At 35.8% G+C, this 16,035-nt stretch carries 12 protein-coding genes and 2 pseudogenes; 8 read left to right on the top strand and 6 right to left on the bottom strand.

The genetic code is table 11. From position 1 onward, the window contains the following. The 3 genes from J500_RS15755 to J500_RS15765 form a co-directional block, all read right to left on the bottom strand. Positions 1–2,896: site-specific integrase (locus tag J500_RS15755; protein ID WP_034700529.1), on the bottom strand; the 2,896-nt coding region annotated here is incomplete at its 3' end. Between the two features lie 4 nt (positions 2,897–2,900). Continuing rightward, the gene (locus J500_RS15760) at positions 2,901–5,240 is read right to left on the bottom strand and encodes a hypothetical protein (RefSeq protein WP_034700530.1); all 2,340 of its coding nucleotides are present in this window, start codon (positions 5,238–5,240) and stop codon (positions 2,901–2,903) included. A 12-nt stretch (positions 5,241–5,252) separates the two neighbouring features. Then, positions 5,253–5,717, bottom strand: coding sequence for a hypothetical protein (locus tag J500_RS15765; protein ID WP_000911011.1), 465 nt, complete (start codon positions 5,715–5,717; stop codon positions 5,253–5,255). Between the two features lie 274 nt (positions 5,718–5,991). Between J500_RS15765 and J500_RS17000 the strand changes: the two genes are divergently transcribed. From J500_RS17000 to J500_RS15785, 5 genes are all read left to right on the top strand, one after another. Next, the gene (locus J500_RS17000; protein WP_002125865.1) at positions 5,992–6,159 is read left to right on the top strand and encodes a YhfG family protein; all 168 of its coding nucleotides are present in this window, start codon (positions 5,992–5,994) and stop codon (positions 6,157–6,159) included. Between the two features lie 12 nt (positions 6,160–6,171). Further along, entirely contained in the window at positions 6,172–6,768 is a 597-nt protein-coding gene (locus tag J500_RS15770) for a putative adenosine monophosphate-protein transferase Fic (protein ID WP_004658347.1), read from the top strand. Between the two features lie 349 nt (positions 6,769–7,117). Beyond that, entirely contained in the window at positions 7,118–7,375 is a 258-nt protein-coding gene (locus J500_RS15775; protein ID WP_004726728.1) for a hypothetical protein, read from the top strand. A gap of 919 nt (positions 7,376–8,294) precedes the next feature. Further along, positions 8,295–8,600 (top strand): helix-turn-helix domain-containing protein, encoded by a 306-nt coding sequence (locus J500_RS15780; protein ID WP_000366814.1) that lies wholly within the window; start codon positions 8,295–8,297, stop codon positions 8,598–8,600. Next, positions 8,600–9,865 carry a type II toxin-antitoxin system HipA family toxin gene (locus J500_RS15785; protein ID WP_000934717.1) on the top strand — a complete coding sequence of 422 codons (1,266 nt, stop codon included), beginning with the start codon at positions 8,600–8,602 and terminating at the stop codon, positions 9,863–9,865. The genes J500_RS15780 and J500_RS15785 overlap by 1 nt, the downstream gene beginning before the upstream one ends. 569 nt (positions 9,866–10,434) lie before the next feature. Here J500_RS15785 and J500_RS15790 read toward each other — a convergent pair. From J500_RS15790 to repM, 3 genes and pseudogenes are all read right to left on the bottom strand, one after another. Further along, positions 10,435–11,643: pseudogene (locus tag J500_RS15790) on the bottom strand (alkaline phosphatase); the annotation flags it as partial. Between the two features lie 163 nt (positions 11,644–11,806). Further along, positions 11,807–11,917: pseudogene (locus J500_RS17435) on the bottom strand (IS5/IS1182 family transposase); the annotation flags it as partial. Positions 11,918–12,899: 982 nt separating this feature from the next. Further along, entirely contained in the window at positions 12,900–13,838 is a 939-nt protein-coding gene (gene repM, locus J500_RS15795) for a replication initiation protein RepM (protein ID WP_002046604.1), read from the bottom strand. A gap of 404 nt (positions 13,839–14,242) precedes the next feature. On the opposite strand from repM, the gene J500_RS15800 reads away from it, so the two are divergent. The 3 genes from J500_RS15800 (at position 14,243) to J500_RS15810 (ending at position 15,865) form a co-directional block, all read left to right on the top strand. Continuing rightward, positions 14,243–14,881, top strand: a complete 639-nt coding sequence (locus tag J500_RS15800; RefSeq protein WP_000585007.1) for an AAA family ATPase — start codon at positions 14,243–14,245, stop codon at positions 14,879–14,881. Between the two features lie 2 nt (positions 14,882–14,883). After that, positions 14,884–15,171 carry a hypothetical protein gene (locus J500_RS15805; protein ID WP_000908082.1) on the top strand — a complete coding sequence of 96 codons (288 nt, stop codon included), beginning with the start codon at positions 14,884–14,886 and terminating at the stop codon, positions 15,169–15,171. A 442-nt stretch (positions 15,172–15,613) separates the two neighbouring features. After that, positions 15,614–15,865 carry a hypothetical protein gene (locus tag J500_RS15810; RefSeq protein ID WP_001232338.1) on the top strand — a complete coding sequence of 84 codons (252 nt, stop codon included), beginning with the start codon at positions 15,614–15,616 and terminating at the stop codon, positions 15,863–15,865. Positions 15,866–16,035: the final 170 nt, after the last annotated feature.

Raw genomic sequence — 16,035 nt, forward strand, 5'->3', positions numbered from 1 at the left:
TGTTCTTTTCTTTCAGTGCATCTTGCTGCCTATCATCTTTATAATGAAAATCAAGGAGAGGAATTATTTCATCTGGACGAGTCAGTTTTTTAGCCTTTTCGTAAAGTTCATCAAACCAACTCTCTTCTAAATTCTTACTATAAACATAATTCGTTTTTAAATAAAATTTTTGGCGATCCATCCATTTAGTGCTCATCCATTGACATCGTTGCATCCATTCTTGAGCTTGAGTATCTTCGCTTAAACGTCCTTCTCTAAAACTTATCAAACGTTGAAAAGGTGTCAGAGTACTCTTCTCTATACTAAACTTCTTTTCTTGTCGGCCAGCCATCGTAACTGGCTGTGTTTGCTGATAAGAATTAAACCATTTCTGCTGCTGAGTATAACGATTTAGGTTTATGTAGTCTGTACTTGACTTCACTGGACTAAAACACTGTTCTAATACTTTTTTTGAAATGATACACGGCGAATTATAAATTCGATCGACTGCTAATAAATCCAAAACATGAAGGTAATTTGAAGCCGTTTGCTCAATACTGCTATGCCCCATCCAAGAGGCGAGCACCTGCCATTTATGTTGAATAATCTCTTCTTGAGCACGTGCTTTCATACCAAACAATAAATCCCTCATCTTTTTTGCTTTTACCCAAGGACAATCTGTGTAGGTCTTGATCATTTCTTTTGAACCGAGCAAAGTTATTGCTAGATAGTTAGCAGCACTGTGGCGTAATGTATGAAAACTAAAGCCATGATGCATACCTAATATTTGACTAAACAAATCTACTGTAATTTTGCTGATACATTGATCAGTTAATACACGATGATTCACACTAAAAAGTAGATCATCCTGCTGATTAACCAAATATTGCTCATAACGATGTTGTATGTAACGTTGTACTACTAAAAACTCATGTTCTGACAATGCAATTTTCAATGGTATTTGACGATTCGCACTTCGCGTTTTCAGACGGCGATATGAATTGTCTTGGATATGAAGCGTGATATTATTAAAAACTGTATTTTCTTTTTCTTTATAAAGTAGCTCTGGGCAAATAATATCTTGTATTTTAAGACAACGAACTTCATTTAATCGAAGTCCAGTTCTATAACTTAGTAAATACATCAGCTTTAAACAACTCAGATGATCGACCCACTCTGATGCCGTTGGCTCTTGACTTAAATTTTCTAGTTTTTCCAATAATTTGCCAAATAGCAAAGGACTCACTAGCCGTGCATTGCAAATTTGTAAATGCTTAAAACTTGAATTCTGTAACACCAATACCCCTGGAGCATCATAATTCTCTATACAGAATTGATGAAAATCTTTTAGGCGACCAAAACGGTATTCTGCGCTTTGGTGCATCTTACGAGAGGTTTTTCCTTTCACCGAATCTCGTTGAACTGCTTTTTCATCACGTTCACTGCTGTATTTCAATAGCTGCCGATATAAATCCTCATAGTCATCTATGGATTGTTGCTTTAAATCTAATTTATTGAGCCAAATCTCAAATATAAATTCTTTGCCAAACGATCCTAAGTAGCTTTCAATAGTTGATAATTGAAGCCCTCGTTTTTTTAAATGCATTAACCAGTGAATTAAGCGTAGTTGAGCATCAATTAAAGACTTTTCCTCCGTATTAGCATCAACTATCTTCTCCTCTAACACCCTTCTAGTTTCTTGCCAAAAACGTAGCGTGCGTTCTTCTTTATTCCTCTTTTTATCTAAACGCTCAACTTTTTGACCTTTACGTTTCTTTTGACCAAACAACATCAACTCATACGGAATCGTTTGTAATTTGCTTTGAGCAGTCGGAACTTCAGGAAGTAACTGCTCTTGTTCAAAATGAATAGGGCGATTATCTGGTTCTGTGACTTGATTGTAATCATTATTCCACAGCAATCTAAATTCGGATGGCCTTAAAGCAACAGTATTAATCTCTTGCTGAAGCACATTACTCAAAAATATATCTATGCTGAGGTTTGGATTAAATTCGAGTACCATTTGCACATCATTAAATGCACGAAATCCACGGCGTTTAATTTGATATTGCAGATCCCCAAGACTTTTTTTCCTGCCTATCTTACTCAAGCTTTCTAAAATACAATCTTCAACTGAATGTTGCAGACAAAATTCTTTCTGAGTAGCTTTCAACTTTTTTAAATATTGCAAAATGAACTGCGCATATGGGTTAAAAAAAACATGTTTCCATTGGTACAACTTTCCCTGTTCTACATCGTTGCCATATTGAGAGTTTTCAACACGATAATGTAGTAACAATGGATTAGTGATTTTTTTGTAGTCCGAATGGTATAACCGAAAACAATTCAGATCTGTACCAAGCTCAATGGCCTCCTGCAATTGCTTCTGAATAGCAATCAAATGCTGTTCATCTGCACAGCCTGAAATATATATAAAACTTAAGCATAAATTTCCCCATAAGTACTTTGGTTCATTCCAATATTCAAATGAATCTTGCCAATACTGCCTTAATTCCTTAAGTACATGGATATGTAGATGCCCCTGTTCTAACCGTGACTCTGTACTCTCAATTTTTCTAGGCAGTACGATCCGTTTAGTATGTGGATTTAGCTTAATTCTGTATGATTTTTTATCTACATTCTGGTTGAATTGCTTCCTTCTTTTATTAAATTCATCTTCAGTAAATTGCATCAGTTTTGATTGTTCGTCTCGGCTCAACTTTTGACTCAAACAATCAACACTATCTTTAATGTCATGCCATTTTTCAGCGATCTGCTGATCAAGTTTTTGCTGCATTTCTTTCGTCAATACTTCAGGTGGAGAAGGCTGTCTATCTAGCGACTTTTTCACCATTTTATGAATATCAACAAATAGATCATCTAGTTGTGGTTTTATTAGTTCTTTGATTTTTTGCATACAACTATTTTCGCTCTAAGTGTTTAATCGATAAAGATTTGACATTATCTTGCAATTGCTGGCGGGCTTGCTGTACATAGACATTCGGGATAAGTGAAGAATGCGGATGAAAAGCCTCTCGGTCACGTTGGTCATGACCATACAGGGCCTGAATTAAGTGAAAAGCTAATGCTGGTTTACCCTCTTGCTGCTCATGCATCAAAAAGTTCATGTCAAAATGACGTAACCAATTCGAATACATATTCTTTGGAAAGACTCCTTGCATATATGAATTCACCCATTTTCTCGATAAAGGGATTAACTTAATTTTCCTGCTCTGCCATTCTTTGACAGTTATCGGCAAGATATCTTTACTAAAAATGACCTTACCAAAAAGATCATTTACAGTTATCTTCTTCTTTGCAAAGACTTGTCTAAAAAATGAACCGTACGCTTCAATAATTTGTTCTAAAAAGGCAGTGTAATTTTGCAGTGTTTTTATGAAAAAATCAGATAAAGGGATAAAACGACCATCTTTTCTTGCTTTACTATTTTTTTTATCATTCACATATAAAAGCTTGAGCTCAACACAATAATCATCCAAATTCCCCAACAGGTTTTTTTTAGGCCGACTTGCCAAACTCAACAAACTGATATGCCACATCCAACACGCATATGCATTAAGTTGATTAATAATGTGCTTATCTTCTTGGATGTTTTCGTGACAATGTCTATGTAAAATATGGAATTGCTCTTTCACAAAATTGGGTTCAAGTGCCAGTTGGCTCCCTATCCTTCCTATAGATAATGCAGATTGCACTTTGAATTGTTGTTGCAATATTTTTAGTTCAGCCGTGTCTTCAGTAAAATGTGTGGAATGTGGTGTAAGTGCTTTTTCTAAAAAGGCTAGATATGTGCTACTGAGTTGATTTTTCGGTAGCCCGCCATAATAGATACCAGGCATGTGATGCTGACTATCCCGCCCAGCAATTACATGAGCAAGATATTCATTATATGTTTCATAATATATATGAAAATATAATTGAGCCTGCAGTTTTTCTACAGTGATCGAACCTACAAACCGATTATCAAGCCAATTCTTAAGTTTCGTATTAATGTGTGTTGATGAAATTAGTGGATTCGATGCTTGTTCTATATAGTCAAACCAAGCAGAAGGTAAATGTAGTTGATGTGTCATCACTTCATTCCACCGCACATGATTTAAGCTCTTAATCTTCTGCTCTGTAATTTTAAGATTTAATTTGAGTAAATATTCGCGACGTCTACTTGAACCATTCTGGATCAAAATTCCATCTTGAATAAGCTCGTTAAAATCCATCAGTGCGACGGGTGATAATCCCGTCAAAAGTGACAATAAACATGCTGCAGCGATTGCAGCATCCCTCCAGTGCCCGGATAACTCGGTTCTCAACACATAAACAATTTGCTTCAGTATATCTGGCGCCAAATAATGTGGATTTGTAACAAAAGGAGCATGACGGCGCTGGCGATGCCGCATTAGATGCGTCGCATTATCGCTGAGTATATAATTTAAATTTTTAGACTTTTCATCTTCTGAATAAAACTCCATTTCAGGATCTAATAGATCAACTTCACCCTCTTCATCTTTGTGAAGAGCGGCATCATAAATACTGATCTTTGCGTTATGTCCAATATCTACTTGCTTACCCGTTTTAATTTCACGAAATTTTTTGAGTTCATTTTTCGTCGGCCATTGCAAAACTTTACTTTTTTTTGACTTACGCTGACGATGAACAACACGACGATCATCAAGTCTTTTAAAAATTATTAATAGAGCCGATAAATACTCTATGGCTTGTACTTGTTTGAAATCTTTAATATTAAAAAGTTGATTACGATCCTCCTTTTTCAAGTTACGTTCGTACATGACATAGCGATTTAGTAGCTCACTGCATTCTTGAAATAATTCAGCATGATTAGAATCCAGAACATATCGTGATACATAGCGAAAGAGATCACAAACATGTTTTTGCTTATTCTCAGCTTTATCAATTTTTGCAAATTCTTGATACTGCCGATATGTTAAAAAACTCGCTTGTAGAATCAAATAACGTTCAGACGACAGCTCTTGAGTATTACTAGTAGTCGGGCATGCAAAATAACTTAAAGAAGCTAGATAATAATATTTACCTAATTGTCTAGAACTAGATATATAGCCATATATCTGTTGTGCTTCCTTATTTAGAGCATGGGCTTTTTCACGTAAATCATCTGATAGATCGACAAATTGTGTATTCACAACATGATTGCGTAATAAACAATAATCTTTTTGGAATTTTTCTGCTAAATCTAAGAATTGCTCTTCTGTTTCAATCTTTGGCATATTCGCTTTCGCTTAATTTTTTATCAAATTGCATTGGTTAAATTCATTACGATCTGAACAATTTGGTAAAAGTTGATCTTTTATTGAACTCTTTGTCAGCTTAAAAAATCTAGCAAAAAATTTAGCATCCAGCTCTTTCTGAGCTTTTCTCTCAAAGCACAAGTGTTGCTGTGATTTTTCGATAAAATCATCAAGATTATGTATCAACTGTAAGATTGCAACATAATTAGAATGTACACGTAAGCATGGCTCCGTTTGCATTAATAGCAATATTTTTTGCCAAATTTTCACATAGATTATTTTGAACTTTGCTTGTACTACTACTTTCTGGCTCTGTTTAATCTTTTTGATTTTCAGTAGTTCTGAGTTAATTTTTACTATCTTAAATTGAACATTTTGTCGCTCAAAGCAAAAGGGCATGATAAATTGCCCCATAAATATCTCTATATTTTTTACTAAATAGTCAAATTTTAACATTTTTATCGATATAAAAAATGAGCATATCTTTGTATATTAAAATTCATTTAATTTATCAACTAAATTTTCTCAAAATTACAATTATCAACAAATACATATGGTTTACTTATCATGGGTGGTCTAAATTTTAAAAATTCTTCCACTTTTTTTTAGTTTTCTGTTATTACATGAAACAATACCGTTGTATTACATTTTGAAATGCTGTGTATGCAGCATTGATCAAAAAGATTCTCTGCTATACTTACTTCACGTGTAGCATCAATGGAGTTTCGAAATGCTCAGAACCACTGAACAGAAAAAAAAATATATTCAAGCGACACGTGCGCAAAACTATCAAGCCAGCCTAAAGCTTGAAGGCATTACAACGACAGCTCAAACAACTCAACAAAGTAAAGCTGAAATCTTGCAAAAATATAAGAAGTATTCGCAACCCGAAACTTAGTCAGGTGCATGTATGGATAAATATGGGGAAATGGGTGACAGCCTGTATTGTTACCCTGGCACAAATATCCTAAAGAACAAACTCAATATTCATGATGAACAAATTTTAGAACAAGCTGAACTAGAACTGTCTGGATTGGCAAGTAACTTAATTGAATATGCTGAACCACCTTACGACTTACAATACTTAAAATCAATTCATGCGCAGCTCTTTGGCGACTTATACGACTGGGCAGGAAAGTTAAGACAAATCGATATTTCCAAAGGTGACACCCGTTTTTGTAATTTTTCCCGTATTGAAATTGAAACCAATAAACTACTCAAACCGCTTCAAGAAAAAAAATACTTTCAAGGCTTAGCACCACAACAACTGATTCCTCAACTTGCCGACTTGTATTGTGAGCTTAATGTCATACACCCATTCCGTGAAGGTAATGGACGTACACAACGGATTTTCTTTGAGCATCTGATTGCTCATTGTGGTTATGGTATTGATTGGTCTCGCATTGACTCTCAACAACAATGGATTCAAGCCAATATTGAAGGTTTTTATGGTAATTTAAATCCATTAATTAAGATTTTTGAAATATGCTTTATTCAAAATACCTAAAATTTAAGTAGTCGAAGCCCACAATCCTTAATGAGCCATCATCTTTGCTTCAATCCACTGATTAATTTCCCAAATAAACCAACAATCACGATTCTTAGAAATCTTAATACTCTTCGGGTAATTTAGGATCGTAATATTCAGATTACTTATCCAGAATTGAATAGATCGTTAACTTAGATAGACTTTTAAGCAATGTAACTTGCCGCATGTTTATCAACATATGTCTCAAAAAAGTCTGCCCATACATAGATTTATGGCGTTTAGTGCTTAAATTTCAGATTAATCTTCGTCTGATGACCTGAATGGATGTTACAGATTACATGCAGGTGAATTACTCTGTGGCTGTATCATGGCTTTTGTGCAATCCAATCCATTTGATCCGAATGTTCTCTTTTGCAATAAAGCAGCCTCTTCTGCTTTTCCTGAACCAACGAACTATGTCATTGATTTGATTCAACCGACAACAGTGATGCTGAATCAAATCTCCAAAGAAGGGATTAAATGCAAGAAATGTGGTAAGAAAAAGATAGGGGATGGAAGTTATTATCCGTCTAATTGGAACCAGCCCATGAGTCGAGATCAGTTGAGTAAGAATCATTTTAAATGAATAAGAGAAGGATGGCTTACCTCACTTCTCCGAATAACAATGCTATGCTTTTCAACCAAGGTTATAAATTGGCAACTACATTTCATACTTCTTCATGCTGGTCCTATAGCCTGTAGACAATTACTACATCATTTGCATTCAATGCTCAATACAGCCTGTCAGCAGAACCGCAGCGATACTTTTTTTCGTGCATACATGTAGTGTTTAAATCCATTCATTTTTCAATGATCCTCTGCCGTTTATCACATTTATGGTCGATCTTTAACCTTGTGAAAAATGCACATACCGATCCCTTCAAACTGTCAAATTTATGTATGCATGACATTTAAAGAAAATTATCTGATCAATTTTTTTAGGTAAAATTCATCAAGAAAAAGTTATTATTATTCATAACATCACCAATAACCACATAAAAACAATAATTTAATAAATTATTCTTCCAATTTTTTTATATTTAGTGTTATTACCTCTAAATCCATGTTTACCACCTTCTATTACATAAGTAATTTAGAAGTATCCACGATATAAATTGCTTGCCCTCACACCTCTCCCCTCTCACGCCCAAAAAATTTATACTGAAAGGCAGATTAAGCCCGTTCGAGTTACATATAGCCGCATGCTATATTGAAAGCATTAAGAAAATATCCTCAATATTTATAGGATTTTTAAAGTATGAACTAATTTTCGAAGAACCCTTTCTAAGTAATGTGACCTATTAGGAAAAATGAAAATACTGAAATCTCCGTATCAACAATCAGTCAAAGTACATCCTGATGATTTTCTGTAACCGATACCCAAGGACTATACCTACCCTTCTGATGTGCTGTGCAACAAAGCCCTCCTTAGCCACACTATAGCTATAGATTAATTCCATTATTTTGTGATTTAATTAAATTATTCATTCTTAAGACCCAATTTAATGGATTTATATTTCACTAAACCAGAAGAAGTTGTGACTCTTTTAGGTGAGCGTTTACGTAAGCAACGACTCTTTCTGGAGATGTCTCAAGCTGAGGTAGCAGCACGCGCTGGTGTCGGCGTGAATACAGTTTCGAATCTTGAAGCGGGACGAAATGTATCTGTTGAAAATTTAGTCCGTATTGCAATGGTCTTGGGTCGATTAAACGAACTTCAGGAACTATTTAAACCTCAGCTTAACAGTGTGAATGACATTCTTCGCTATGAGAGTCAAAGTAAGCGCCACCGTATTAAGAGGAAGGGATAATGCTCAATAGACTTAATGTTTATTACAACGGTTGGGGCGAATCATGGTTATGGGGAACGCTGATTAGTTCAACAGCCACGACAGGTAGACCCACCATTGCTTTTGAATATAGTCCAGAAGCAATACAGCAAGGTGTTGAGCTCTCTTCTTACTTGCTGCCTTTAAAAGGTCTACCATTCAGACAAGGTTTTCCTACTCATCAAATGGGACTCCCAGGTCCAGTCTATGACGCTTTACCAGATGGTTGGGGCATGATGTTGATGGATCGATATTTCAAAAAAATTGGCTTAAATTCAGCACGAATTGGACCTTTGGAGCGTCTGACCTATATTAGTAGTCACGCAATGGGTGCCCTCTCCTTTGAACCTTGTGTTGCTGACATGCAAACCTCAGAAAATATCCCTTTACAACAACTGGCCCAGGAAGTTCAAGAAGTACTCAAAGGTGAAGGTGGTGAATTTCTACAGCATTTATTGGTCATGGGTGGCTCCCCTCAAGGTGCCAGACCAAAAGCGTTGGTTTACCGAGATCCTGTCAATTTAGAGTTTTCGACTCAAGATTCTGATCAACATGAAGCCTGGCTGATTAAGTTTCCTGCTCAGCAAGAGCATCCTGAAGTCTGCGCCATTGAAGCCGTCTATGCAGAATGTTTGCGACTTTGTGCAATTGAGACTCCAGATACCCATTTCTTTAATTTGCCCAATGGTTTAACGGCTTTTGCTTCTAAACGATTCGATCGTCAAAATGGTATGCGGATTCCAATGCAGAGTTTGGCTGCATATACAGGAGCAGACTATAAAGTTCCAGGTAGCCTAGACTATCGCAATTTTCTCCGGGCAACCTTGATGTGTACGCAAGATGTACGAGAAAGATTGCATGCTTTTAAACGTGCTGTGTTTAATGTGCTTTTCAATAATCGGGATGACCATACTAAGAACTTTTCATTTCTCATGGAGAAAAATGGTCAATGGAAATTGGCTCCAGCCTATGATGTGACCTTCTGCGAGGGTCCAGGTGGTTATCATCAAATGGACATTATGGGAGAAGCGCTCAATATTTCCCGAAATGACATACATAAACTCGGTACTTCAGAAGCTAATCTGACTACTCTAGAAGTCGATGAGATCATCTTGACCATGCGTGAAATTGCACTTCAATTTAGTCAAATTGCGCAGCGCCTGTATCCCCATCAAATTCGAGAATCTACCCTACAGATGATTCAATCACGGATTCAACAGAATATTGATTTTTTAACTGAAACCTAAGCGTAAATATAAACTAAGCGCCAACCATCAACTGCAAATAGACTTTGATATAGTTAGTCGCTACATAATCTGTAGAACCTGTGAATTAGCTCTCTTTATAATCACGAATATTAGATGGATCACCGCCAAGATATATTCTGCAAACGTGAAATCACTACATCCAGATCGAAAATCACTAAGAAAAAACTGTCACCAAAAAAAGGTCTGCACTATGGATAGATGCAGACCAAACTCTGGATAACTACCAGCACGAGAAATATGTCGCAATTTTGCATAGACATGAATTTGATAAAATCAGCCCAGAAAGCCAGAAATTCATAAAAACTATTTCATCAATCCCCTATAACTTAATCACGTTCATGGTCGATCTTAAATCTTGTGAAAAGTACTCATGCTGACCTAGCCAAACTGTAAAACTCATGTATTCATAGCCTTTAAATGAATCTTTCAATCGGTATATTTAAGGTAAAAACTAGTAATCAGAAGTTATTATCACCCCCATATAAAACAAGGATCAACTTAAAAACAATAACTTAGTAAATTATTCTTCCATTTTTTTTATATTTAGTGTTATAGTTTTTAACCAAACCTAGTACACTGGTTTCCTGACCTTGTACATATTTTCCAGTACGCTTGGCATAGCCATTTAAAATTAGAGTGTGATCATGATCTGCAGTTATCACAATCAAGGTATTTTTTAATTCAGGGTCACTTTGTCGAAGTTTTTTAATGGTTGCATCCAAAGCCTCGTTTAGGGCAATTGTATCCTGTAATGCACGCTTAGCATTGGTGTCATGTAAAGCATGGTCTATACGTCCCCCTTCAACCATCAGGAAAAAACCATTTTTATTTTGGGTTAGAATGTCCAAAGCGGCCAACGTCATTTGCTTTAAGCTAGGTTCAGGCAAGTTTTTTTTGGTTCGATCTAAGTCATAATTTAAATGGCTAGTATTAAACAAACCCAATAATTTTTCATTCTTTCCTAACTTCATCTGGGAGAGTTGAGTTTGATCATAGACCACTCGATAGCCTGCTTGTTGCATTTCTGCGATCAAATTCCGTTGGTCTATCCGTTCTCCCCCTTGATCTTTCGGCAGAAATTGACGCTTACCCCCGCCTAGAATCACATCAACCCCATCTTTTAATTTGACGTTATAACGCTGATAGGTATCACCTTGCGAACTTGGTACTAATTGGGATGCTATGTCATTTTCAGCATCACGATGACAAATATGGGCATAAGTCGATGCTGGTGTAGCATGCGTAATGCGAGTTGTTGTGACTACCCCTGTACCCCAACCTCGTGCTTTGGCCAATTCAAGTAAAGTTTGAGTGTCTTGCTTATTCTGGTTCTGAGGATTGGTTCCACATTGATGATTTCCGGCCTGATTTGGTTCTACTGCAATTGTTCCAGTCTGCATGGATATCACTTCATTTTTCATTTTTACACCTGTCATATAGGCACCCATCGATGGTGCGCTATCTGTAACCTGTGCATCTTCTGAGAAAGTACGAACAAATGCTGACTCTGGCAGTTGATCTATCGGCAGTTGGCCATCTTCACCAACAGCATAAATTCGTGCAGCTGTCAGTGTCGTGATACCCATTCCATCTCCCAAGAAAAAAACCACACGGTGGGGCTGTTTTAGTGGTTGTACTGAAGCAGAAGATGATTGAACTAAAGCAGGACTTTGGCAGCCCGTCAAAATAACTGTGCCCAAACTACAGCATGCCAAACTTATTGATTTTTTATTAAATTTTTTCTTATGCCAAAGCATTGCATCGCCTCATCTTAGGATGGTCGAAAAATACGCTTTAAATATTCAATTTACATGACAAATTTATGAAAATATTATTATGACTAATTAGGGTCTGTTGACATTTACTGTGGCTTTGTTGCACAAAGATTTTAAAAGTAGAACTCCCCTAAGCTTCTCAAACTTAAGTGACAACTTGGGTGTGAGGTCTGCCTAAATCCGTAAATTTATTTAATACTGCCACACGAGCATGAATCTCATTCACTTGGCTCTGAAAGTTTCTCGCACTGAGTTTATATGCGGACCAATTCGTTGTACGGTAGATTTTAGTTGCTGGCTTCTTCATTCGGAAATTATATTGCTGAATCAGACCTTACAAACAGCTTTGTGCAACAAAGCCGTCTTTAAGTACTTTTTTTAAAGGAAAAATCATCGACTTAAATCTATATTTCCAACAGTGCCACTTTTATCGCTTTAGCACCTCAACTTATTTAAGTGGCGTAACTTACATAACTTATGCATCCCATTTAAGTGACCTCAGTTATAGTATTCCGTGTCAGGAATTTGTCCACTTATTCCAATGATGATGAGAACTGCAGCATTGACTTAGATCGCCAGTGCTCAGTACTGGCCATCATGTAGCTTTTATCGCTTTAGCGCCTTAACTTATTTAAGTGGCGTAACTTGCATAACTTATGCATCCTATTTAAGTGATGTAAGTTATAGTATTCCGTGTCAGGAATCTGTCTACTTATCAGCGTCCGCGGAACTGCAGGATTTCTGGCTTTGTTGTTCGCAACGAGGGCTAATTCTGGAGTTCCGTATAAGGCATAATCAATAACGACATCTCGGCTGATAATCAGCGCAGTAACTTTAGCCAATCTCGCTGCAATTTCCATGTCAGGAATTTGTCCACTTATTCCAATGATGATGAGAACTGCAGCATTGACTTAGATCGCCAGTGCTCAGTACTGGCCATCATGTAGCTTTTATCGCTTTAGCGCCTTAACTTATTTAAGTGGCGTAACTTACACAACTTATGCATCCTATTTAAGTGATGTAAGTTATAGTATTCCGTGTCAGGAATCTGTCCACTTATTCCAATGATGATGAGAACTGCAGCAATAAATTATAAAGGCAGGATAGGTGGTTACTTAACCAGCATAAGTTATGTAACTTATGCTAATTCATATTAAAATCACATGAAAGCAATCTTAATTAAAAACTTAGTATGAGAGGGCGTGGTCTTTTGTTTAAAGTGACAATTAACTAAAGGGTTACTTCTTGTATTTAGGAGCATAACCAACTTCTAACAAATAAGAAAAATACTTTCTAACATTATCGCTATCAAGAAGATCACTTGATATCCTTTCCTGAAAGTCTTCTAGAGTCTCTCCACGATGTGCGAAATCATTACCAAATTTTGGATAGTTAGTAATATCACATAGCTTTTTAGCAAAGAATATACATTGCTTAGCTGTCAATTTATAAGTTGGCTCTAAAGGAGCACTTGTACTCGTTTTATTTTGTTCTTTTTCTTCAAACATGAAATGTAATTCTGAAATATTTCTTCCCTCCTTTTTTTGTATATAAGAAACAGTAATATCCGTAAATTTGTTAATTTGATTTAAAGCTACGGTAAGAACCCTTTTTTTAAAGTCTCCCATCTTTTTATATTCATCTTCTATCAATCCGAGTTTTGATCTAAGCTCATCTATAGAAATATATAACTTACCAGTTGATCTCCAACGTATGAGTAACTCATACAGGCGAATAGCATAAATGCTTGTAAGTGGTGAGATTTGTTTAAGTTCATATCTTGTGAACTTTTCTTCAAGTTTTACAAATAAGGGGATAATATCTGGTGCAAAAATTAGTTGGACGCATCCCTCTTCCTTAACATAACCAACTTTTGAAACCCACCTACTTTTGTATATTCCTATTTTTCCAGTTATAGGATCTACTGCTTTATAATTCAAATGCCGTTCAAAAAGATTATCACATGCAGATTGTAACGCTTCATAAGATGCTTGACGTCCTAAATTAAACTGTTTCATGTATTCAGAAGCATGAATCGTAAGTATAGTATCAGAAGTAAGTTCTTTCTCAATTTCTCGAGCAGCAATGATCGCAATTAATATTAGCCTTTGCTCAGATAGATTTAGTGAATACGATGCTTCAACCAAATTATTATCTTTATATACTATGTTACTCATAGGGAGATATATTAAGGAAAATGTTATAAATAGATATATTGACAATACTACTTAACGTCCACAAATGAAAGTATTTTTAATAAAAGAATTTGTCAACTTATGCACAGAATTTGTCAACTTAGAAACAGGAAAAAGTCAACTTATTGGTAGGAATATGTCAACTCAGAAACAGGAAAAAGTCAACTTATTGGTAGGAATTTGTCAACATATACTTCCTGTATCCCTTTGCTAGTCAAGCTTTGAGCAGAGATATAAATAATAAATTTAAATAAATATATATAAATTCAAAAAGACCATTCTTTTGTGGATAACTTTTTTTTTAATTTTTTTTTTCATGATAGTTGATTACTTCATAAATCACCGTTAAATTATACACAAACAAACTTACGTAACTTACATAAATTATGATTATCTTAGTTGGTGGTGAAAAAGGCGGTGCTGGTAAAAGCTGTTTAGCTCAAAATCTTGCAGTTTACTTACAACAAAGTCAAAGAGACGTCCTCTTATTAGATGCTGACCCTCAAGGAACAACAACAGATTGGGTCAAAGAAAGAGATGAAAACGATGAATTAAATAATATTCCATCAGTACAAGCATCAGGGAATATACGTTCAGTTTTAAAAGATTTAGATAAAAGATACCAAGATATTATCATTGATGCAGGTGGACAGGATTCTGAAGCATTACGTTCAGCAATGACTATAGCTACACATATGTTATTGCCGTTTAGACCCAAACGAAGAGATCTAAAAACTTTAGATCATATGGAACAAGTTTTAAAATTAGCAAAGACAGTAAATCCAAATCTGAAAGCTAGAGCAATTATTACTCAGTGTCCAACTCTTCCTTCTCAAGTTCAAAGAATTTTAGATGCAAAAGAGGCATGCAAATCATTTGGTATTGATGCATTGAATTCAATCACAACAAATCGAAATGTTTATGATGATGCAGATGAAAATGGGCTTTCGGTTTTTGAAGTAAATAGTGATCCTAAAGCGAAAGCTGAAATTGAAAGTATTGCAAGAGAGTTTTTAGGAGTATAACTATGGCTGGTTTAACTGGGCTAAACAAAAAACCTGAACCTACTGAACAAGATAAAATGTTAGATGCATTTATATCTGGTGCAGAAAAGAGGGTAAAGGCTTTAGAATCAAGTGAAAAAAAATTTATTCGTTACACTTTTTCTCTCAATGAAGATATTAGTAAACTAATTGATGAGCTGGTTGTAAAAGGGCAAAATGCAAGAATAAATCGTTCAAGTATTGTTCGAGCAGCTATAGAAAATTTATCGACATATAGTGCAGATGAATTAAAAGAAATATTAAATAAATAAATTAAAAATATCCCACTTTTTTAAGGGGGATATTTTTTATCCAAGTTAAATTTACTGTAAGTCCCCGGTGAACCCTATAGATATTTTTAAATTCAGCTCAGGCTCTAGCAGTGTGGTGGTAATTTATCTATTTGAGTTATTTTATATGAAGGCGTCCTTTTCTGCACAGACACGGATCTAGGCTATTCAGCTTGGCTGACTGAATTGATGTCATGATGTTTGATGCACATTGTCAAATTCTTTATCAAGCGAAACTCTGAATCAATGCTTGTAATTGTTTCACTATGATGAGTTTGAGTCCAGTGAAATGTTGCTTGTTCCAACCGTAGAGCTTTGAATACCCAGTCCATCATGTATCAACACTTTCATACAATGACCACGCTTATTCCAAAACAAGATAACCTCAATGTTGCGATTTGACATGGTCAAAGGCTTTTAGGACATGAGAAAGAGCAGTATAAGTAACTGCTCGCATATCCATGGGCTGAGTAGAAAGCCAGATTTCATCAATGTGAATCTTATTGTGAGCACCTTGGGGAATTCTGCCAAAGCGATTGCTCCTGATACCTTCCGTTTCAGCCCAATCGCTATGTTCGCATCAGGCGTCGTTATTGATTATGCCTTATACGGAACTCCAGAATTAGCCCTCGTTGCGAACAACAAAGCAGAAATCCTGCAGTTCCGCGGACGCTGATAAGTAGACAGATTCCTGACACGGAATACTATAACTTACATCACTTAAATAGGATGCATAAGTTATGCAAGTTACGCCACTTAAATAAGTTAAGGCGCTAAAGCGATAAAAGCTACATGATGGCCAGTACTGAGCACTGGCGATCTAAGTCAATGCTGCAGTTCTCATCA

Origin of the sequence: Acinetobacter sp. 479375, assembly GCF_000581715.1 — a bacterium.
In the GTDB taxonomy this organism is placed as follows: Bacteria; Pseudomonadota; Gammaproteobacteria; order Pseudomonadales; family Moraxellaceae; genus Acinetobacter; species Acinetobacter ursingii.

Excerpts from the sequence above, each read along its gene's own strand:
- J500_RS15775 (WP_004726728.1), top strand. The coding sequence starts at position 7,118 with ATGGCTTTTGTGCAATCCAATCCATTTGATCCGAATGTTCTCTTTTGC.
- J500_RS15760 (WP_034700530.1), bottom strand. The coding sequence starts at position 5,240 with ATGCCAAAGATTGAAACAGAAGAGCAATTCTTAGATTTAGCAGAAAAA.
- J500_RS15800 (WP_000585007.1), top strand. The coding sequence starts at position 14,243 with ATGATTATCTTAGTTGGTGGTGAAAAAGGCGGTGCTGGTAAAAGCTGT.
- J500_RS15765 (WP_000911011.1), bottom strand. The coding sequence starts at position 5,717 with ATGTTAAAATTTGACTATTTAGTAAAAAATATAGAGATATTTATGGGG.
- J500_RS15770 (WP_004658347.1), top strand. The coding sequence starts at position 6,172 with ATGGATAAATATGGGGAAATGGGTGACAGCCTGTATTGTTACCCTGGC.
- J500_RS15805 (WP_000908082.1), top strand. The coding sequence starts at position 14,884 with ATGGCTGGTTTAACTGGGCTAAACAAAAAACCTGAACCTACTGAACAA.
- J500_RS15780 (WP_000366814.1), top strand. The coding sequence starts at position 8,295 with ATGGATTTATATTTCACTAAACCAGAAGAAGTTGTGACTCTTTTAGGT.
- J500_RS15785 (WP_000934717.1), top strand. The coding sequence starts at position 8,600 with ATGCTCAATAGACTTAATGTTTATTACAACGGTTGGGGCGAATCATGG.
- repM (WP_002046604.1), bottom strand. The coding sequence starts at position 13,838 with ATGAGTAACATAGTATATAAAGATAATAATTTGGTTGAAGCATCGTAT.
- J500_RS15810 (WP_001232338.1), top strand. The coding sequence starts at position 15,614 with ATGAGAAAGAGCAGTATAAGTAACTGCTCGCATATCCATGGGCTGAGT.
- J500_RS17000 (WP_002125865.1), top strand. The coding sequence starts at position 5,992 with ATGCTCAGAACCACTGAACAGAAAAAAAAATATATTCAAGCGACACGT.